Origin of the sequence: Halomonas sp. ND22Bw (assembly GCF_003011945.1) — a bacterium.
In the GTDB taxonomy this organism is placed as follows: Bacteria; Pseudomonadota; Gammaproteobacteria; order Pseudomonadales; family Halomonadaceae; genus Halomonas; species Halomonas halophila.
The window spans coordinates 19512-39904 of the sequence record NZ_PXWD01000010.1 but is presented as its reverse complement, the minus strand read 5'-3'; the positions used below and the strand labels follow the sequence as shown (position 1 = coordinate 39904).

The window sequence follows — 20393 nt, the reverse complement described above, 5'->3', positions numbered from 1 at the left end:
ATGGCGAAAGGTGAAGAGGTCCCCGGTCGTGACGCCCTGAAGGGCATGCGGCGGGTGGTGGTGAAGATCGGCAGCGCCCTGCTGACCAACGATGGCCGCGCCCTCGACGAGGCCGCCATCGGTGGCTGGGTCGATCAGATCGCCGCCCTGCATCGGTGCGGCATCGAGGTGGTGCTGGTGTCCTCCGGCGCCGTGGCCGCCGGCATGGTGCGGCTGGGCTGGCAGACGCGTCCGTCGGAAGTGCATGCCCTCCAGGCCGCCGCCGCCGTGGGACAGAACGGTCTCACCGAGTGCTACGAGGGCCATTTCGGCCGTCACCAGCTGACCACCGCCCAGGTGCTGCTGACCCACGACGACCTCTCCAACCGCAAGCGCTACCTCAACGCCCGCTCGGCCCTGCGCACCCTGGTCGAGCTCGGCGTGGTGCCGGTGGTCAACGAGAATGACACCGTGGTCACCGACGAGATCCGCTTCGGCGACAACGACACCCTTGGCGCCCTGGTGGCCAACCTGATCGAGGCCGATGCCCTGGTCATCCTCACCGACCAGGAAGGGCTGTTCGACGCCGACCCACGCCACGATCCGAACGCCAGCCTGATCACCGAGGGCCGCGCCGACGATCCGCGACTGGCCGCGGTGGCCGGCGATGGCGGCGCCCTCGGCCGCGGCGGCATGACCACCAAGGTGCGCGCCGCTCGGCTGGCGGCGCGCTCCGGGGCGCTGACCGTGATCGCCAGCGGTCGCCAGCCCGAGGTGCTGACCCGGCTGGTCGACGGCGAGCGCCTCGGCACCTTGCTGACCCCCGACCAGGCGCCGATCGCCGCGCGCAAGCGCTGGCTGGCCGGCCAGCTCCAGGTGCGCGGCACCCTGACCCTGGACGCCGGGGCGGTCAAGGTGCTGCGCGACAGCGGCTCCAGCCTGCTGCCGGTGGGCGTCAAGGCGATCGCCGGGCGCTTCGTGCGCGGGGAGATGGTGCTGTGCGTCGATGAAGAAGGGCGTCGCATCGCCAAGGGGCTGGTCAACTATGGCGTCGATGAGGCGCAGCGTCTGATCGGTCAGCCGAGCCATCGCATCGAGGCGATTCTCGGCTACATGGAAGCGCCGGAGCTGATCCATCGCGACAACCTGGTGGTGCTCTGAGACAGGCGTGGCGGGGCATCCGGCCTTGACAAGGCTGGCAAGCGGTGTCGCTGCGTGATAGTATGCGCCATCCTCTCAGACACGGCCCGTAATCGACTGCGCCACGTCGCGCGGTCGGCCAGATGGCCAGGCCGACGGGGATTTTTGTTTTTCCCTGTTGGATCAAAACGTTATCAAAGCCGCCCTCGCAGGCGGTGACAACTTTCTCCAAGGAGACAGTCAGTGGCTAACAGCAAGCAAGCCCGCAAGCGCGCCCGCCAGGCAGAAGGCCGTCGTGTTCTGAAGGCGAGCCAGCGCAGCATGGTTCGCACCTACGTCAAGAACGTGATCAAGGCCATCAACGGCGGCGACCACGCCCAGGCCATGGATGCCTTCAAGGCGGCCCAGCCGGTCATCGACCGCATCGCCGACAAGGACGTGCTGTCCAAGAAGAAGGCCGCTCGCCTCAAGAGCCGTCTGAACAAGCGCATCAAGGCCCTGGCCGCGTAAGCTCGCCGGACGCCTCTGGGTGCCCGCCGCGTGCGGGCACGCCATCGAAAAACCGGCTTCGGCCGGTTTTTTTGTGCCTGACGATTTTCGCCCGGACCTCACCGGCAAGGGAGCGCCCCGTGACCGATACTCCTCCTCAGCCCGCCTCCGACGCCGCCCCGGCCCCCAAGGGCGGCGGCCTGCTGCGTTCGGGCATGGTGGTCAGCGCCATGACCATGCTGTCCCGGGTGCTGGGCCTGGCCCGCGACGTGGTGATCGCCGCGCTGCTGGGGGCGGGGCAGGGGGCGGATGCCTTCTTCGTCGCCTTCAAGGTGCCCAATTTCCTGCGTCGGCTGTTCGCCGAAGGCGCCTTCAACCAGGCCTTTGTGCCGGTGCTCTCGGAGTACGCGACCCAGCGCACCCGCGAGGAGGTGCGCGAGCTGCTCGATGCGGTGGCCGGCAGCCTCGCCGCGGTGCTGCTGCTGATCACGGCGCTGGCCATGCTGGCCGCTCCCTGGCTGGTGTGGCTGTTCGCGCCCGGCTTCGCCCGGGACCCGGAGAAGCTGGCGCTGACCGCCGACATGCTGCGGCTGACCTTCCCGTACCTGCTGCTGATCTCGCTGACCGCCTTCGCCGGCAGCGTGCTCAACACCTGGAACCGCTTCGCGGTGCCGGCTTTCACCCCGGTGCTGCTCAACCTGTCGCTGATCGGCGCGGCGCTCGCGCTGACGCCGCTGATGAGCGAGCCGTCGCTGGCGCTGGCCTGGGGCGTGCTGATCGCCGGCGCCGCCCAGCTGCTGTTCCAGGTGCCTTTCCTGGCGCGGCTGGGGCTGATGCCGAGGCCCTGGCCGCGCTTCGCCCACGAGGGCGTGCGGCGCATCCTCAAGCTGATGGCGCCGGCGCTGTTCGGGGTCTCGGTGTCCCAGGTCAACCTGCTGCTGGACACCGTGCTGGCCTCGCTGCTGGCGGCGGGCAGCGTGTCCTGGCTCTACTATTCCGACCGCCTGGTGGAGCTGCCGCTGGGGGTGTTCGGCATCGCCATCGGCACGGTGATCCTGCCGGCGCTGTCCAAGCGCCACGCCGAGCAGTCCGGCGAGCACTTCGCACGGATGCTCGACTGGGCGATCCGCGCGGTGCTGCTGCTGGGCATGCCGGCGGCGCTGGCCCTGGCGGTGCTGGCCGAGCCGCTGCTGATCACGCTGTTCCACTACGGCGCCATGACCGACCACGACATCGCCATGGCGGCGATGAGCCTGCGCGCCTATGTGCTGGGTCTGGTGGCCTTCATGCTGATCAAGGTGCTGGCCCCGGGCTTCTTCGCCCGCCAGGACACCAAGACGCCGGTCAAGGTCGGCATCGTGGCGATGGTCGCCAACATGGTGTTCAACCTGATCCTGATCTGGCCGCTGGCCCACGCCGGCCTGGCGCTGGCCACGGCGCTGTCGGCCTTCCTCAATGCCGGCCTGCTGGGCTTCCTGCTACGCCGCGAGGGCGTGCTGCGCTTCCAGCCGGGCTGGGGCCGCTACGCGGTGCAGCTGCTCGGCGGCTGCGCGGTGATGGGGCTGGGGCTGGCCTGGCTGATGCCGGAATGGCACGCCTGGCTGGACTGGTCGCTGTGGCATCGGGTCGGCTGGCTGGCCGCACTGGTGATCCTGGGGGCGACGGCCTACTTCGCCTGGCTGGCGGCGTTCGGCGTGCGACCGCGGCATTTCCGGATCAACGGCTGATGGCCAAGCCGGCCCGGCTGTCAAGGGGCCCTTGGTCCGTTATAATCGATCCCCTTTCACCTCCAGCGCGATGACGCCCATGCAAGTGATTCGAGGACTGCACAATCTGCGCGACGAACACCGGGGCTGCGTGGCGACCATCGGCAACTTCGATGGCGTGCACCGCGGCCACCAGGCGATCCTCGATCAGCTGCGCGAACGGGCGCGGGCGCTGGGGCTGCCGGTCACGGTGGTGGTCTTCGAGCCCCAGCCCCGCGAGTTCTTCGCCGGCGACCAGGCGCCGACGCGCCTGACCCGGCTGCGCGACAAGGTCGAGCTGCTGGCCGAGCACGGCGCCGATCGGGTGCTGTGCCTGCCGTTCAACGACACGCTGCGCTCGCTGACCGCCCGGGCCTTCATCGAGCGGGTGCTGGTCGAGGGGCTCGGCGTGCGCCACCTGGTGGTGGGCGACGACTTCCGCTTCGGCTGCGACCGCCTCGGCGACTTCGCGCTGCTCGAGGCGGCGGGCGCCGAGCGGGGCTTCGGCGTGGAGCACACCCGCAGCTTCCTGCTCGATGGCGAACGGGTCTCGAGCACCCGGGTGCGCACCCTGCTGGCCTGCGGCAACTTCGCCCAGGCCGCGCGCCTGCTGGGCCGACCCTATCGGCTTGCCGGCCGGGTGGTGCGCGACCGCCAGCTCGGCCGCACCATCGGCGTGCCCACCGCCAACCTGCCGCAGTCGGCCCGTGCCCTGGCGCTTCAGGGCGTCTACGCGGTTGTCGCCGAGCTGCCCGACGGCCGCCGCGCCGAGGGGGTGGCCAACGTCGGCTGGCGGCCCACGGTGGGCAGCCAGCGGCCGGTGCTCGAGGTCCACCTGTTCGACTTCGACGGCGACCTCTACGACCAGACCCTGAGCGTGGTGCCCTGCGCCAAGCTGCGCGGCGAGGTGAAATTCGATGGCCTGGACGCCCTCAAGACGCAGATCGGTCTCGACCAGGCGCGTGCCCGGCGCTTTTTCGCCACGGCGGACGATTCTCTTCCTCTGGCATCGGCGCCGTTGGCGCGCGAGGCCGTGACTTCCGATTCCTCGGCGGGCCAGCCCGCCGACCACGACGACGGCTGACCCCCAGGATATGAGCGACTACAAGCACACTCTGAACCTGCCAGAAACCGACTTCCCGATGCGCGGCATGCTGCCCAAGCGCGAGCCCGCGCGGGTCGCCCAGTGGCAGGAGATGGACCTCTACCGGCGCCTGCGCGAGGCGCGTCGCGGCCGCGAGACCTTCGTGCTCCACGATGGCCCTCCCTACGCCAACGGCAGCATCCACATCGGTCACGCCGTCAACAAGATCCTCAAGGACATCATCGTCAAGTCGAAAAACCTGGCCGGCTTCGACGCCCCCTACGTGCCGGGCTGGGACTGCCACGGCCTGCCGATCGAGCACAAGGTGGAGACCACCCACGGCAAGCATCTGGAGGCCGAGCAGGCCCGTGGGCTGTGCCGCGAGTACGCCGCCGAGCAGATCCAGGGCCAGCTGTCCGACTTCGTGCGCCTGGGTGTGATCGGCGACTGGGACAACCCCTATCGCTCCATGGACTACGCCAACGAGGCCGGCGAGATCCGCGCCCTGGCCGACATGGTCGAGGGCGGCTTCGTGTTCAAGGGCCTGAAGCCGGTCAACTGGTGCTTCGATTGCGGCTCGGCGCTGGCCGAGGCCGAGGTGGAGTACGCCGACAAGAAGTCCGACGCCATCGACGTGGCCTTCGCCTGCGCCGAGGACGACAAGCTGGCCGCGGCCTTCGGTCTCGAGAGCCTGCCGAAGCCGGCCGCCGTGGTGATCTGGACCACCACCCCCTGGACCATCCCGGCCAACCAGGCGCTGAACGTCCATCCGGAGTTCACCTACGCGCTGGTCGACACCGGCGAGCGCCTGCTGCTGCTGGCCGAGGAGCTGGTCGAGTCCTGCCTCGAGCGCTTCGGCCTGGACGGCGAGATCATCGCCACCGCCACCGGCGAGCGCCTGGAGTTGATCTCGTTCGCTCACCCGATCTATGAGCGCTGCGCGCCGATCTACCTGGCCGACTACGTCACCATCGACGAGGGCAGCACCGGCATCGTGCACTCGGCGCCGGTCCACGGCGTCGACGACTTCGACTCCTGCCGTCGCTACGGCATGGACTTCAGCGACTTCATCAGCGTGGTCAAGGGCGACGGCGTCTACGTCGACGACCTGCCGTACTTCGGCGGCCAGCTGATCTGGAACGCCAATCCGCACATCGTCGACAAGCTGCGCGAGCTCGGCGCGCTGATGGCCCACAAGACCATCAGCCACAGCTACATGCACTGCTGGCGCCACAAGACGCCGGTGATCTACCGCGCCACCGCCCAGTGGTTCGTCGGCATGGACCTGATCGGCCGTGACGGCCGCACCCTGCGCGAGAAGGCGCTGGAGGGCATCGAGGCCACCGCCTTCACCCCGGCCTGGGGCAAGGCGCGCCTGCACTCGATGATCGCCAACCGCCCCGACTGGTGCATCTCGCGCCAGCGCAACTGGGGCGTGCCGATCCCGTTCTTCCTGCACAAGCAGACCGGCGAGCTGCACCCGCGCACAGTGGTGCTGATGGAACTCGTCGCCCAGCGCGTCGAGGCCGAGGGCATCGACGCCTGGTTCCGCCTGGACGCCGCCGAGCTGCTGGGCGACGATGCCGGCGACTACGAGAAGGTCACCGACACCCTGGACGTGTGGTTCGACTCCGGCACCACGCACCGCCACGTGCTGCGCGGCTCGCATCCGCACGGCCATGAGTACGGCCCGCGCGCCGATCTGTACCTGGAAGGCTCCGACCAGCACCGCGGCTGGTTCCACTCCTCGCTGCTGACCGGCTGCGCCATCGACGGCCACCCGCCGTACCGTGGCCTGCTGACCCACGGCTTCACCGTGGATGCCCACGGCCGCAAGATGTCCAAGTCGATGGGCAACGTGGTCGCGCCGCAGGAGGTGATGGACAAGCTCGGCGCCGACATCCTGCGCCTGTGGGTCGCCTCCACCGACTACGGCGGCGAGATGGCGGTCTCCGACGAGATCCTCAAGCGCACCGCCGACGTCTACCGGCGCATCCGCAACACCTCGCGCTTCCTGCTGGCGAACCTCAACGGCTTCGATCCGGCCAAGGACGCCCTGGCGTTCGGTGACATGCTTGCCCTGGACCAGTGGGTCGTCGACCGCGCCGCCCAGCTGCAGGCGCGCATCGAGACCGCCTACGAGGAATACCGCTTCCTCGACGTCTACCAGCAGGTTCACGGCTTCTGCGCCCGCGAGCTCGGCGGCTTCTACCTGGACGTGATCAAGGACCGCCAGTACACCACCCAGGCCGACTCGGTGGCGCGCCGCAGCGCCCAGACCGCGCTCTATCACGTCGTCCAGGCGCTGGTGCGCTGGGTGGCGCCGATCCTCTCCTTCACCGCCGAGGAGATCTACGAGCACATCCCGGGCAAGCGCGGCAAGAGCGTGCTGCTGCAGGAGTACTACACCGGGCTCGAGACCCTGGGTGACGACGCCGAGATGGGCCGCGAGTTCTGGGAGCGGGTGCTGGAGATCAAGCAGGCCGTCAACAAGTGCCTGGAAGACGCGCGCAACGCCAAGACCATCAAGGGCAGCCTGGCCGCCGAGGTCACCCTCTACGTCGACGACGCCCTGCGCGAGACCCTCGACAAGCTGGGCGACGAGCTGCGCTTCGTGATGCTGACCAGCGAGGTACATCTGGCGCCGCTCGCTCAGGGTGAGGGCGCCGAGGCCACCGAGCTCGAGGGCCTCAAGGTCGCGGTAGCCGCCAGCGGCCACGCCAAGTGCGAGCGCTGCTGGCACCATCGCGAGGACGTGGGCACCCACGAGGGGCACGACGACCTGTGCGGCCGCTGCGTGAACAACCTGCCGGACGGCCCCGGCGAGACCCGTCACTATGCGTGAGGTGGGCAGCATGCCCGAGACCGACAAGGGCGCCCAGGCGGCGCCCATGCACAAGCCGCTGCGCTGGCTGTGGCTCGCCGTGGCCTGGATCATCCTGGACCTCGGCACCAAGGCCCTGGCCTCCGGGATGCTCGACTACGCCCGGCCGCTCGAAGTGCTGCCGTTCTTCAACCTGACGCTGCTGCACAACACCGGTGCGGCCTTCAGCTTCCTGGCCGATCATCCGGGCTGGCAGCGCTGGCTGTTCGCCGCCATCGCGGTGGCGGCGAGCATCGGCCTGACGCTGTGGATGAAGCGCCTCAGGGTAGGCGAGACCCTGCTGGCGGCTTCGCTGGCGCTGGTCATCGGCGGGGCGCTGGGCAATCTCTACGATCGCCTGGTGCACGGCTACGTGGTGGATTTCCTCTCCTTCCACGCCGCCGGCTGGTACTACCCGGCCTTCAACGTCGCGGACATCGGCATCACCCTGGGCGCCATCGGGCTGATCTGGGAGTCGACCATCGGCGAGCGGCGCCGGGCGCGGCGCGCCTGACGCGACCTTCACGACCGTTTCGAGAGAACCTATGAGCGATTCACAAGGCCTGCGCATCGACGAGGGCATGGAAGTCACCCTCCACTTCACCCTCAAGCTGGAGGACGGTACCCAGGTGGACTCCACCCGTGACAAGGCGCCGGCCACCTTCCAGGTGGGCGACGGCAACCTGCCGCCGGGCTTCGAGCAGCCGCTCAAGGGGATGAGCGCCGGCGAGTCCGGCAGCTTCGAGATCTCCCCGGAGCACGCCTTCGGCCAGCACAATCCGCAGAACATCCAAGTGCTCAAGCGCGAGGACTTCTCCACCGATGAGCCCGAGGAGGGCATGGTGATGTCCTTCGCCGACCCGGCCGGCGGCGAGCTGCCCGGCGTGATCAAGAGCGTCGACGACGAGCGGGTGGAAGTGGACTTCAATCATCCCCTGGCGGGGCGTACCCTGACCTTCGAGGTCGAGGTGATTGAGATCAAGCCAGCCACCACGCACTGACCCGGCACTTCAGCGATGCAGATGCATCAAGGCAAGGCAACCCATGCAAGCTAACTCTGTGCAGATCAAGCTGGCCAATCCGCGCGGCTTCTGCGCCGGCGTCGATCGGGCCATCGAGATCGTCAACGGGGCCCTGGACGTCTTCGATCCGCCCATCTACGTGCGTCACGAGGTGGTGCACAACCGCTTCGTGGTCGACAGCCTGCGCGAGCGCGGTGCGGTGTTCGTCGAGGAGCTCGACGAGGTGCCCGATGACACCATCGTGATCTTCTCCGCCCACGGCGTGTCCCGCGCCGTGCAGGAGGAGGCCGAGCGCCGCGGGCTCAAGGTCTTCGACGCCACCTGCCCGCTGGTGACCAAGGTGCACATGGAAGTGCTGCGCTACGCGCGCCGCGGCCAGGAATGCATCCTGATCGGCCACGAGGGACATCCCGAGGTAGAAGGCACCATGGGGCGCTACGACACCTCCCATGGCGGGCACATCTACCTGGTCGAGGACGAGCAGGACGTCGCCAATCTCGAGGTGAACGACCCGAGCCAGCTGGCGTTCGTCACCCAGACCACGCTCTCCATGGACGACACCGCCAGGGTGATCGACGCCCTGCGCGCGAAGTTCCCGGAGATCCAGGGGCCGCGCAAGGACGACATCTGCTACGCGACCCAGAACCGCCAGGACGCCGTGCGCGAGCTGGCCGCCGGCTGCGACCTGCTGCTGGTGGTCGGCAGCACCAACAGCTCCAACTCCAATCGCCTGCGCGAGCTCTCCGAGCGGGAAGGGACCACGGCTTATCTGATCGACAACGCCGAGCAGCTCGACCCGGCCTGGCTCGAAGGGGTGAGCGCGGTGGGCGTCACCGCCGGCGCCAGCGCCCCCGAGGTGCTGGTGAAGGGCGTGATCGAGCGTCTGCAGGCACTCGGCGCCGCGGCGCCCGAGGAACTCCCGGGCCGCGAGGAGACCATTACCTTCTCCATGCCGCGTGAACTGCGCGAACGGGTGATTGCCAGCGATTAGTCATCTGCCACCTGGGACTGTTCTGGCTCAGCGGGTGTGTCAGGCTTTCGCAGGAGTGAAGAAACCGGGCATATGCCCGGTTTTTTTACGATGATCGGCTGTCGGGAGCCTCTCTGCTGATACATACTGAAACTCGTCGTGAGGCCAGAAGGGAGATGCGCCGGAGCATGAATCGGACACGCCGCAGGGACCGCGCCTGGCACCAGGCCGGCTTTACACTGATCGAGCTGCTGATCGTGGTGGCGATTATCGGGATCCTGGCGGCGATCGCCTATCCCAGTTACACGAGCTACGTGGAACGCGCGCGACTGTCGGACGGTCAGGCGGGCCTGATGCAGGCGGCGGGAGAGATGGAGCGTTGCTATACGCGGCATTACTCCTACAAGGCATCTTGTTTGCAGACGAGAACGTCACCGGAGGGGGTGTACCCAAGGATCAGCTTCGACGGTGACCCGGGGAGCGCGTTCAAGCTAAAGGCGACGGAGGGAACGCGAGTGCCATCCGGCTGTGGAACGATCTGGCTGGAGAGTGATGGAACGAGGGGCCCGGATGGCTGCTGGGAATAACCTATGAAGCGTGCCTCTGGATTCACCCTGATCGAGCTTCTGGTCACCATCGCAGTGGCCATGATACTGGCGACCGTCGCGATCCCGGATTTCCAGCGCATGATGGCCGCGAGCCGGGTGTCTTCGGAATACAATGAAGTACTTGTCGGCCTCAACTACGCCAGGAGTGAAGCGATAAAACGTCGTGAAGACGTGACGTTCACGGTGACGCAGGCCACTCCCTGGCGGTATGGCGTGGTGGATGGCAGCGTCCTGCGCCAACGCAGCGGTGAAGACACACGCACGGCGTTATCCGAGGGCTTTTCCGTGACCTTCGGGCCGCTAGGGAAGCCGACGGGGGGCTGCGCATCGGGGTGCACGCTATTCTTGAGCAACACTTACTCGGATGTCAGGATCCGCGCGATCAGTATCAGCCCAATGGGACGGGTCGGGGAGGCATGATGCCAGTGGCAACGTCCGTACAGCGTGGCTTCTCCCTGCTCGAGGCGCTGATCGCCCTGCTGGTGCTTTCCATCGGCCTGCTGGGTGTGGCAGGTATGCAGCTCAAGGCCTTGCAAGGCGCTCATGCAGCCTACCAGCGTTCCATCGCCAGCCTGGCGGCGCAGGATGCACAGGAAAGGCTTTGGGCTGAGGTTGCTGCCATTCCCGGAGTTCCTCCTTGTCCAAGTGATGCTCTTTCGAACGTAGAAAGCCTGTGGCGTACACACTGGTCGGATAGCGATGCTAGGACAGTAATTTTGCCTGGCTTCACAAAAAGCACCATAGGGGAGGATGGCTCCGAGTGTGAGTTTACTATCACTGTGAGCTGGGATGAGGAACGCTTTTCAGGAGTGGTGGAGCCATTTACCTATACGGTCAGGCTGCCGGAGACTACACCATGAAACGTAATGGGGGGTTCTCTCTCGTCGAACTGATGGTGGCCATGGTAATTGGCCTGGTCATCATTCTGGGAGCCGGCCAACTGTTCCTGACGGTGTTTCAGACTCAGCGCCAGGTGGAGGTGCTCGGTGAAAAGCAGGCGGCGGTGAACTTCGCCGTCGATTCGCTGTTGAGAGATATCAGGCGCGCCTGCTGGAACAAGGCGGCTGCCAGTGAAACGATGAACGGGGACAGTCTGACTCTGACCCTGCCCGATGGTGGCGATTGCGAATCGGGAAGCGTGCGCGATGTCACTTATCGTCTGGGGGACATGGCGGGTGAGGCGGGCCATGGTTACGCCCTGACGATCGATAAAAACGACGGGGCTGGTGCCCAGGAAGTGGTGAGCGGCCTGACGAATAATGGGTTCCGCGTCGCCTCTGCAGGGGATTATGGCGTGACGGTCATGCTGGAGCTTGTTCCGGCAGGGCAGGATGGGGCACCGGATACGTTACGTTTCCTTGCCGTCAATAGAACAGAGGCCGTCAGGCATGCTTCTGGTTCTGATTGAATAGAGTGAGGCAATATGAGTCACGTCATCGGAATATCAGAACGCCGCTCAACATCCGACCAGGTGTGGAAATGAAAAGAGAAAAAGGCGCCGCTCTACTTGTCGTTCTCTCGCTGCTGACGGTGTCGCTGATGATGGGGCTTTCCAGCATGCAGTCATCGTTGATCGACGAGCGGCTGGCAGGTAATTACAAGGCGGCTACTCAGGCGCAGATGGGGGCAGAGCAGGCACTTTCGGAAGCCTGGAAGCTTCTTCGCGATGGTGGCGAGCCTGACTGGATTTCAATAGATGATTTTTCTGTTGATGATGTGTCGGATATGGCCTTTCCTGATATAAAAAGCGGCGCTGACAACGAGTGTGACGCGCCTTTGCTTTGCTATTACCAGTATGTTGAAGACGATGGAGATAAATATATCGTCGCGATGGGAGGTGTCTCGGGCGGGGGAGGCGTCAGAAGCCTGCCGGTCGTTGCCGAGGTCGTGTCCGCTGGGGCCGAGGAATATGATAAAGGTGTTGTCGGCTGTGAAGGGATAAGACTTGGAGGTGGTCCTCAAGTTGATAGCTATAATTCCAGTTACGGGGCTTATGGGGAGAGTGTCGTCGTCGATGGGCAGGAGGTTTTTAATGGCCTGAGACGGGAAGCCGTAGTAAAGGCCCTCTCCGAAGGGGCCAGTCTCTCGTTGAGTGGTAACTCGCCTGTGTATGGTCGTGTGGAGGTTCCCGGAGACCTTTCCTTGGATGGTGGAACACCCATCTATGGCAATGTGATGGTCGATGGTGATGTCGATATGAACGGGACTATCTACGGTAACCTGGTGGCCGGAGGAAATGTGGCATTTGGTACGGCGTCAACGATGGAGGGGGAGGTGACGACTGGAGGAAATGCTGTCATTGGCTCGACGAATAATCCACCTGCTTCGATCACTGCATCAGGAAGTGTCTCATATCCTGAGTGGTGGAAGTGGGACGACGCCAAAATGGAGCTGGCAGCGAACTACCATGAATACCAGTCTCCGTTTATCCCCCCAGTTTACAACAATTCTGAGCGCTGCGATCCTGTCGGTGTAACAAGCGAAACGGGCGGCCCCGGAGTCTTGTTCGATAATGTCTGGGATAATGAAGATGTTGTAAGCATCTCTGCCTGGTTTGAACAGCAAGGCTGTGGGCATTGCTATGCTGTCAAAGGAGGGAGATTCTCCTTCACGGGTGGATCTGGAAATAACGATGCAGCCTCCACGGAGTTGGGTCTTCAAGGAGAGACAACGTATCTTCGTGTCGATCAAGACGTGACTGCCGGCGGCAGGTTGAAACAGTTATTGGTCAAGGGCGACGTGACGCTGGTGGTCGATGGAGATTTTGATCTTGGTAATAATACACGGCTGGTCGTGGATGAGAATTCGACGCTGACCGTCCTGGTTACCGGCAAGACAAGGCTGGGAGGCGGGTCTCAGCTTTTAAGCTCTGGCGCGTTTGTTCGAGATGTGAATGGCCAAGAGAAACGGCCGGCGATTGCCCTGTATAGTTCTTATGGTGAGTATGGAGGCTCTCCTAATAGTGCAGGGGTGACGGTCAGTGGGGCCAACAACGCTTTCATCGACATTGTTGCTCCAGATACCGATGTGGTGATTACTGGGAGTGGTTCGATCTTCGGTGCTTTAAGAGCCGGTTGGATCGACATGAGGGGATCAGGGGATATACACTTCGATGAGGCCTTGAAAGAGGTTTCTTTGGTGCAGGATGATATGCCGCTTATGTTGGATAGTTGGCACTGATGCCTTTCCCGGGAAGCGTTGTAAAGGTGATGTCGTACACCTTGTCTCCCCAATGACTCATCGGTGGGCCGGAAAAAGGTCAAGTGCTTGGCGAGGCTGTACTCTATCAACAAGGAGGCCGCCGGGAATCGACGCGAACCCGACCAACGTTATTGACGATGACCCTGGCGCCCTCTTCGTGCCGCCCGCAGAGACGAAAGGTACCGTTATACCCCGATGATCGGCCCAGTGCCGCATAGCGCACCGGACGGTTATCGTTACGGTAGGTCAGCGACGGCAGGCGGCTCTCGTCGAAGCTGCGCAGCAGAGCATCACCGGGTTCGCCGCGCCCTTCGAAGATGGCCAGTGTGGCCAGCCAGGCTTTTCCGTCGGCGTTGTTGTCGATCCGGCATTGGGTCATGTCGACGGTGGGGCAGAGGGTCACGGTGCTGCGCCGGGTAATGGCGGCGCTGCGCGTCATGGCGAGTGCTGACTTCAGCCGCATCACCTCGGCGGCCACTTCATTTCGCGCCATCATCCGCTGAAAGCCGGGCACGGCCACGGTGGCCATGATCACCAGCACCGCCAGCGCCACCAGCAGCTCGATCAGCGTGAAGCCCCTGGCGGCGGGCTTTGCCAAGTTACGCGGCTTGTCGGTAAGGTAGCGTTCTTCGGCGGCGTCGGGTGCCATGTGGTCCCCCTTGGCAAAGTCTCGGCTTTCTTGGCGGTCTCGTCTTAACTATTGGCCGGACGTCGTACTCCCACTGTCAGTCAATTCGGACACGCCTCGTGAGCGATTTCCTCGTCGTGGGCGGTGGCGTCATCGGCATGATGACGACCCTGCAACTGGCCGATGCCGGCCATTCGGTGACCCTTCTCGAGCGCGGCCGCTGCGGCCGCGAGGCCTCCTGGGCGGGCGGCGGCATCGTCTCGCCGCTCTATCCCTGGCGCCACTCGGCGCCCGTCTCCCGCCTTGCCACCTGGTCGGAGGGCTTCTATCCCGAGCTGGCCCTGCGGCTCTTCGAGGAAACCGGCGTCGATCCGGAATATCGTCAGAAGGGCCTGCTCTACCTGCGGGTCGATGACGAGGCCCAGGCCGAGCGCTGGGCGCGTGAGGTGGGCAAGCCGCTTGAGCGGGTCTCGGCCGATTTCCTCTATGCCAAGGAGCCACAGGCCGCGCCGGGCTTCGATGATGCGCTGTGGATGCCGACCCTCGGCAGCATCCGCAATCCTCGCCTGGGCCAGGCGCTGCGCCGCCGGCTCGAGGCCATGCCTCGCGTCACGCTGCGAGAGGGCAGCGAGGTCACGGGCTTCCGGCAGTCGGCGGCGCGGGTCACGGGCGTCGAGACCGCGGACGGCATCGTCGAGGGCGATCACACGATCGTCTGCGGCGGCGCCTGGGCGGCGGAACTGCTCGAGCGGGTCGGGATGGCGCTGCCGGTGCGCCCGGTGAAGGGGCAGATGATCCTGTTCGAGGCACCGCCGGGGCTGGTGAATCGCGTGGTACTGATGGACGGACGCTATGTGATTCCGCGGGCCGACGGCCGGGTACTGGCCGGCTCGACCCTCGAGGAGACCGGCTTCGACAAGACCACGGACGCCGAGGCGAAGGCCTCGTTGCGCGCGTCGGCGATCGGCATCGTGCCGGCGCTGGCCGAGTGCGAGGTGGAGCATCACTGGGCGGGGCTGCGCCCGGGATCGCCGGACGGCGTGCCGTTCATCGGGGCGGTGCCGGGGTTGGAGGGACTCCACGTCAATGCCGGCCACTACCGTAACGGGCTGGTGCTGGCGCCGGCCTCGACGCACCTGCTGGTCGACGCGCTGCTGGGGCGCGAGCCGATACTCGATCCGGTGCCGTACCGTCTCGAAGGCCGGGTGACATCGAGGCGGTAACGAAGAGCACGGTGCGGTAGCGAAGAGAGGAGGGCGGCGCCGTCAGTCCTCGCGCCGGCGCTCCTCCAGATACTTGTCGCGGTGGTCGGTGGAGCAGAACCACTCGCCCTTCTCGCGCAGGGCGTCGTTTTCCGGCAGGTGCACCTGACACCAGGCGCAGCGGACCATCTGTCCGCCCTGATGGCTCGCCTGGTCGGCGTCTTCCCGGTCGAGTTTCCATTCGCGGTACATGCGATAGAGCTTGAGGCCGGCGAAGAACAGCACGGCGAAGATGATCAGGCGGATCAGCAAGAGGTTCATCCTTAAGCGCTCCCTGTAGCGTGTCGGCCGCCTTTGCCACTCGACCGCCCTTGCGGGACAATGCGGGTATCCAAGGATTCTCGAGAGATTTCTACGCCCATGCAAGACCTGACGCTGGTGATGGCTCAGCTGGACCCCCTGGTGGGGGACATTCCCGGCAACACCGACCGGGCCATCGAGACGGTTCGCGAGGCGCGCATCGAGCATGGTGCCGATATCGTGGTGCTGCCCGAGCTGTTCCTGACCGGCTATCCGCCGGAGGACCTGCTGCTGCGCCCTTCCATGGAAACGCGGCTGCGCGAGGCCCGGGCGCGGATGGCCGAGAAGATGTCCCGTGACGTGATGGTGATCGTCGGCTATCCCGGGCGCCGCGAGGGGCAGACCTGGAACCTGGCCGGCGTGCTCTACAACGGCGAGTGGCTCGACGAATACGCCAAGCAGGCGCTGCCCAACTACCAGGTGTTCGACGAGCAGCGCTACTTCGCGGTCGGCACCCGGCCGCTGGTGATCGAGCACAAGGGCGCCAGGCTCGGCATCCTGATCTGCGAGGACGTCTGGGCCGAGGCGCCGGTGCAGCAGGCACGGGACGCCGGGGCCGAGATCCTGGTCACCCTCAACGCCTCGCCCTTCCATCAGGACAAGCCCGCCGAGCGTCTGGCGCTGCTCGAGCAGCGCGCCCGCGAGGCGTCGCTGCCGATCGTCTATGTCAACCAGATCGGTGGCCAGGACGAGCTGGTGTTCGACGGTGGCTCGGCCTGTGTCGATGCCGACGGCCAGCTGCGCGTTCAGGCGCCGCACTGGGCGGTGGGGCTGATGCCGGTACAGTTCGTACGCGAGCAGCGCCGCTGGGTGCCCCAGGCCGGCGAGGTCGACGAGACGGTGGAACCCGAGGAAGACCTCTACTGCGCGCTGGTCACCGGACTGCGCGACTACGTCAACAAGAGCGGCTTCAAGGGCGTGGTGCTGGGCCTGTCCGGCGGCATCGACTCGGCGCTGTCGCTGGCCATCGCGGTGGACGCGCTGGGGCCGCAGCGGGTGCACGCGGTGATGATGCCGTACCACTACACCGCCGACATTTCCAAGCAGGACGCCGCCGAGCAGGCCGAGCTGCTGGGCGTCGACTACGAGGTGATGCCCATCGAGCCGATGGTCGAGGCCTTCATGTCGACCCTGGCCGAGAGTTTCGCCGGCACCGAGCGAGACACCACCGAGGAGAACCTGCAGTCGCGCTGTCGCGGCGTGCTGCTGATGGCGATCTCCAACAAGAAGGGCCAGATGGTGCTGACCACCGGCAACAAGAGCGAGATGGCGGTCGGCTACGCCACCCTCTACGGCGACATGGTGGGCGGCTACAACGCCATCAAGGACGTCTACAAGACCTGGGTCTACCGCCTGGCGCGCTGGCGCAACACCCAGTCGCCGGCGATTCCCGAGCGGGTCATCGAGCGCCCGCCGTCCGCCGAGCTGGCCCCGGACCAGCAGGACAGCGATTCACTGCCGGACTATGACGTCCTGGATGCCATCCTGGTGCGCTATATCGAGGGCGACATGAGCGCCGAGGCGATCATCGACGCCGGCTTCGAGCGCGACGATGTCTATCAGGTGGTGAAACTGGTCGACCGCTGCGAGTACAAGCGTCGCCAGGCGCCGGTGGGCGTGCGCGTCACCCGTCGCGGCTTCGGCCGCGACCGCCGCTATCCCATCGTCAACGGCTGGCAGCCCGGCGAGTAAGCCTCGAGCGCCGAGCTACAAGCGCCGAGCTACAAGAAACCCCCGAAGGTGTTCAGCCTTCGGGGGTTTCTTTTGCTTCGGGGGATCTCATGCTGCCGATTTGCAGCTTGCAGCTTGCAGCTTGCAGCTTGCAGCTTGCAGCTTGCAGCTTGCAGCTTGCAGCTTGTCAGGCGGTGATCGGGGCCGCGTCGACGTACTGCGGGTCGAAGGTGCGGCCGTCGAGGCGCTCGTGGTCCGGGGCGTTGTCGATCAGCACCCGCAGGGTCTCGCGGGCCCGCTCGGTCATGTCGAGCCCCAGGTAGCCCTCGACCATGGTCGCCAGGGCGTCACGGGTGGCCTGTGCCTCGGGGTAGTGCTCGATGACCCAGCGGCCACGCTCGACGGCCGCCAGGTAGGCGCCCTTGCGCAGGTAGAAGTCGGCCACCTGCAGCTCGTGGCGGGCCAGCACGTTGCGCAGGTAGACGATGCGTTGCTGGGCATCCGGCGCATATTGGCTGTCGGGGAAGCGCTGGACCAGCTCGCGGAAGTCGGAATAGGCGTCGCGGGTGGCGCCCAGGTCGCGCTTGGAGATGTCGATCAGCCGCAGCCCTTCGAGGCTGAAGCGCCCGGCCTGCCAGGCGGAGAGACCGCGCAGGTAGTAGGCGTAGTCGACCTGGGGATGGTCCGGGTGCAGGCGGATGAAACGGCTGGCCGCGGCCCGCGCCTTCTCCCAGTCGTCGGTCTGGTAGTAGGCGTAGATCAGTTCCAGCTGGGCCTGCTCGGCGGTATCGCCGAACGGGAAGCGGGTGTCGATGGCTTCGAGCCGGTTGATGGCGGTGGTAAAGCGTCCGCCCTCCAGCGCCGAGCGTCCCTCGTCGTACAGCTGGCGTTCCTGCAGGTCAGGCGCCTCCTGCTCCTGAGAACTGGCACAGCCGGCCAGCAGGGCACTCGCCAGCAGCATGACGGCCAGGCGGGGTCCGGTCGTGATAACGCGCATCGTGATCCTCGTGTCAAACAACCCTGGGTGGCCGTGCTAGAATCGGCCCGAATTCGCCCACTATAAAGCACCTCGTGGCAAAACGCAGTCACCGCGCCGAGCGCGCTGCCGCGGAGCGCTCCACCGCCCAGACGGATGATCATCGAGTCCATGTCCCAGACCTTCGAAGCCCAGCACCGCGTCCCCGAGCACATGGCCGGCCTGCGCCTCGACCAGGCCGCCGCCGACCTCTTCTCCGACTTCTCCCGGGAACGCCTCAAGGCCTGGATCAAGGAGGGCGCGCTGACCCTGGACGGCCGTCCCGCCAAGCCCCGTGACAAGGTCTACGGCGGCGAGGCCGTGGCGCTCACCGCGACGGTCGAGGACGATGCCCGCTTCGAGCCCGAGGACATCCCGCTGGACGTGGTGTACGAGGACGACGAGGTGCTGGTGATCAACAAGCCGCCCGGCCTGGTGGTGCACCCGGCCGCCGGCAATCCCGATGGCACCCTGCTCAACGGCCTGCTGCATCACTGTCCCGAGCTGGCGGCGGTGCCGCGGGCCGGCATCGTGCATCGCCTGGACAAGGACACCAGCGGGCTGATGGTGGTGGCCAAGACCCTGGGCGCCCAGACCGCGCTGGTGGAGCAGCTGCAGGCGCGTACCGTGTCCCGCGAGTACGACGCCGTCTCGGTCGGGGTGATGACCTCCGGCGGCAAGGTGGACGCGGCCATCGGCCGTCACCCCAAGGACCGCAAGCGCCAGGCGGTGACCGCCTCCGGCAAGCCGGCGGTGACGCACTATCGGGTGGTCGAGCGTTTCCGCGCCCACACCCACGTGCGCTGCAAGCTGGAGACTGGCCGCACCCACCAGATCCGCGTGCACCTGGCGCACCTGCACTATCCGCTGATCGGCGACCCGGTCTACGGCGGGCGCCTCAAGCTGCCGGCCGGCGCCGGCGAGACGCTCAAGGAGGTGCTGCGCGAGTTCCCCCGCCAGGCGCTGCACGCCCGCAAGCTGGCCTTCGTGCACCCGACCAGCGGCGAGACGCTGACCTTTCGCGCCGCCCTGCCGGATGACATGCTGATGCTGCTGGACTTCCTGCGCGAAGACCGCGAGACCCGCCGCTAAGGAAACCGCGATGAGCGATGCCCTCGACCTGCGCCCGACCCTGATTCGCCCCGACTGGCCGGCGCCGCCCTCGGTGGCGGCCTGCGTCACCACCCGCGAGACCGGGCCCAGCCAGGGGCGCTTCGCCGCCTTCAATCCGGCGCAGCACGTCGGCGACAACGCTGCCCACGTGGCACTGTGCCGCCGCCAGCTGCAGAAGGAAGTCGGCGACGACCGGCCGCTGCTGTGGCTCGATCAGGCCCACGGCGCCCGGGTGCAGTCGGAATACCTCGAGACCCCGCCCGAGGCCGATGCCTCGGTGGCCCTCGACCGTGGTCATGCCTGCGTGGTGCTGACCGCCGACTGCCTGCCGGTGTTCTTCTGCGACCGCGACGGCCAGCGGGTCGGCGTGGCCCACGCCGGCTGGCGCGGCCTGGCCGGCGGCGTGCTCGAGGCCACGGTGGCCGCCATGGGCGCGCCGCCCGAGTCGCTGATGGCCTGGCTGGGGCCGGCGATCTCCAACGCCCAGTTCGAGGTCGGGCGCGAGGTGCGCGAGGCCTTCGTCGCCGTGCAGCCCGATGCCGCCGAGGCCTTCGTGCCGAGCCCCTATCGGCTGGGCCACTACATGGCCGACCTGTACAAGCTGGCGCGCCTGCGCCTGGAACGGCTGGGACTGTCCCATATCAGCGGCGGCCACTTCTGCACCGCCTGCGAATCCCGTTTCTATTCCTACCGCCGTGACGACGGCGTCACCGGCCGCATGGCCAGCATGATCTGGCTGCGCTAGCCACGCCTCTGTTGCTGACGGCCGGCAGGGCTTCCCTGACTCGGTAGACCCAGACGAGTGGTGCGGCGATCTCCCCCCGCGCCTCCAGGCGCCTTTCTCGTGCACGCCTGTCAGCACGTCCGGTGCACCTTGCTCTCGCATAGGACGAGCGCTAGGGGAACGAGCGTCTCGTGTCGCCGCTTAGAGAGGTGCTGGAGGCGACATCATGTCATGGCCGCAGCTCCCCAGCCTTACCAGGACCATGTGTGGTCGGTGTCTCAGGACCGTACTCTCCCCCAGCGGTCGGTTGGCTTTCGCTTGCTCGCGATGAAACCAGGTGGTTTTTCTGTGTAAGAAGTTTTTGCATTTTTTTGTAAGAAATCGCTTACGGCTCGGCGAATGATACTCGTGTTCATTCTTTCTGGCGGGATGCCTTTCTACGAGTAAAGGGGAATTAATTCAATAAGTTATTTTTAATGTAGCGGTCTTCTTCTGGCGATGTCGTGAATTATCTCTTGGTGGGATGCCTGCCGGTGGAAGAGCGGTAGCGATATGACCGTACTCCGCAGTGAGAGTCAA

20 protein-coding genes are annotated in these 20393 nt (G+C 66.0%); 17 read left to right on the top strand and 3 right to left on the bottom strand.

Features of this window, described 5'->3' with window-relative positions; genetic code table 11:
• The 13 genes from proB to CVH10_RS25335 all read left to right on the top strand — a co-directional run bounded on the left by proB (position 1) and on the right by CVH10_RS25335 (position 13080).
• Complete coding sequence (gene proB, locus CVH10_RS12970) at positions 1-1140, top strand: glutamate 5-kinase (RefSeq protein WP_106488907.1); 1140 nt, start codon at positions 1-3, stop codon at positions 1138-1140.
• Between the two features lie 222 nt (positions 1141-1362).
• Positions 1363-1629, top strand: a complete 267-nt coding sequence (gene rpsT / locus CVH10_RS12965) for a 30S ribosomal protein S20 (protein WP_035592830.1) — start codon at positions 1363-1365, stop codon at positions 1627-1629.
• Positions 1630-1748: 119 nt separating this feature from the next.
• Positions 1749-3335, top strand: coding sequence for a murein biosynthesis integral membrane protein MurJ (gene murJ, locus CVH10_RS12960; protein ID WP_369335802.1), 1587 nt, complete (start codon positions 1749-1751; stop codon positions 3333-3335).
• Between the two features lie 79 nt (positions 3336-3414).
• Positions 3415-4437, top strand: a complete 1023-nt coding sequence (gene ribF / locus CVH10_RS12955; RefSeq protein WP_035592832.1) for a bifunctional riboflavin kinase/FAD synthetase — start codon at positions 3415-3417, stop codon at positions 4435-4437.
• 10 nt (positions 4438-4447) lie between these two features.
• Complete coding sequence (gene ileS / locus CVH10_RS12950) at positions 4448-7282, top strand: isoleucine--tRNA ligase (protein WP_106488906.1); 2835 nt, start codon at positions 4448-4450, stop codon at positions 7280-7282.
• A 10-nt stretch (positions 7283-7292) separates the two neighbouring features.
• Complete coding sequence (gene lspA / locus CVH10_RS12945; RefSeq protein ID WP_106488933.1) at positions 7293-7814, top strand: signal peptidase II; 522 nt, start codon at positions 7293-7295, stop codon at positions 7812-7814.
• A gap of 31 nt (positions 7815-7845) precedes the next feature.
• Positions 7846-8301, top strand: coding sequence for an FKBP-type peptidyl-prolyl cis-trans isomerase (gene fkpB, locus CVH10_RS12940; RefSeq protein WP_106488905.1), 456 nt, complete (start codon positions 7846-7848; stop codon positions 8299-8301).
• A gap of 43 nt (positions 8302-8344) precedes the next feature.
• Complete coding sequence (gene ispH, locus CVH10_RS12935; protein WP_106488904.1) at positions 8345-9313, top strand: 4-hydroxy-3-methylbut-2-enyl diphosphate reductase; 969 nt, start codon at positions 8345-8347, stop codon at positions 9311-9313.
• Between the two features lie 167 nt (positions 9314-9480).
• Positions 9481-9879: a type IV pilin protein gene (locus tag CVH10_RS12930; RefSeq protein ID WP_052052325.1), complete on the top strand. Its 399-nt coding sequence runs from the start codon at positions 9481-9483 to the stop codon at positions 9877-9879.
• A gap of 3 nt (positions 9880-9882) precedes the next feature.
• Positions 9883-10320: a GspH/FimT family pseudopilin gene (locus CVH10_RS12925; protein ID WP_106488903.1), complete on the top strand. Its 438-nt coding sequence runs from the start codon at positions 9883-9885 to the stop codon at positions 10318-10320.
• A 5-nt stretch (positions 10321-10325) separates the two neighbouring features.
• Complete coding sequence (gene pilV, locus CVH10_RS27250; protein WP_369335801.1) at positions 10326-10760, top strand: type IV pilus modification protein PilV; 435 nt, start codon at positions 10326-10328, stop codon at positions 10758-10760.
• The gene (locus CVH10_RS12915; protein WP_106488902.1) at positions 10757-11308 is read left to right on the top strand and encodes a PilW family protein; all 552 of its coding nucleotides are present in this window, start codon (positions 10757-10759) and stop codon (positions 11306-11308) included. The genes pilV and CVH10_RS12915 overlap by 4 nt, the downstream gene beginning before the upstream one ends.
• 71 nt (positions 11309-11379) lie before the next feature.
• Positions 11380-13080, top strand: coding sequence for a PilX N-terminal domain-containing pilus assembly protein (locus tag CVH10_RS25335; RefSeq protein ID WP_146142934.1), 1701 nt, complete (start codon positions 11380-11382; stop codon positions 13078-13080).
• A 106-nt stretch (positions 13081-13186) separates the two neighbouring features.
• Here CVH10_RS25335 and CVH10_RS12910 read toward each other — a convergent pair whose 3' ends face one another.
• A complete protein-coding gene (locus CVH10_RS12910) occupies positions 13187-13750 on the bottom strand; it encodes a GspH/FimT family pseudopilin (RefSeq protein WP_106488901.1) in 564 nt (187 codons plus the stop codon).
• Between the two features lie 98 nt (positions 13751-13848).
• Here CVH10_RS12910 and thiO point away from each other — a divergent pair, with 98 nt between their 5' ends.
• On the top strand, positions 13849-14952 hold the full coding sequence (gene thiO, locus CVH10_RS12905) for a glycine oxidase ThiO (RefSeq protein ID WP_035592836.1): 1104 nt from the start codon (positions 13849-13851) through the stop codon (positions 14950-14952).
• A 42-nt stretch (positions 14953-14994) separates the two neighbouring features.
• Here the strand turns inward: thiO and CVH10_RS12900 are convergent, their stop codons facing one another.
• Positions 14995-15252, bottom strand: a complete 258-nt coding sequence (locus CVH10_RS12900; protein WP_035592837.1) for a PP0621 family protein — start codon at positions 15250-15252, stop codon at positions 14995-14997.
• A gap of 99 nt (positions 15253-15351) precedes the next feature.
• Between CVH10_RS12900 and CVH10_RS12895 the strand changes: the two genes are divergently transcribed.
• Entirely contained in the window at positions 15352-16983 is a 1632-nt protein-coding gene (locus CVH10_RS12895) for an NAD+ synthase (protein WP_106488900.1), read from the top strand.
• Between the two features lie 166 nt (positions 16984-17149).
• On the opposite strand, the gene CVH10_RS12890 is transcribed toward CVH10_RS12895, so the two are convergent.
• Positions 17150-17959: an outer membrane protein assembly factor BamD gene (locus CVH10_RS12890; protein ID WP_035592839.1), complete on the bottom strand. Its 810-nt coding sequence runs from the start codon at positions 17957-17959 to the stop codon at positions 17150-17152.
• A 150-nt stretch (positions 17960-18109) separates the two neighbouring features.
• Here CVH10_RS12890 and rluD point away from each other — a divergent pair, with 150 nt between their 5' ends.
• Both rluD and pgeF read left to right on the top strand, forming a co-directional pair.
• Entirely contained in the window at positions 18110-19069 is a 960-nt protein-coding gene (gene rluD / locus CVH10_RS12885; protein WP_035592853.1) for a 23S rRNA pseudouridine(1911/1915/1917) synthase RluD, read from the top strand.
• A 10-nt stretch (positions 19070-19079) separates the two neighbouring features.
• Positions 19080-19835, top strand: coding sequence for a peptidoglycan editing factor PgeF (pgeF, locus tag CVH10_RS12880; protein ID WP_035592840.1), 756 nt, complete (start codon positions 19080-19082; stop codon positions 19833-19835).
• Positions 19836-20393 lie beyond the last annotated feature (558 nt).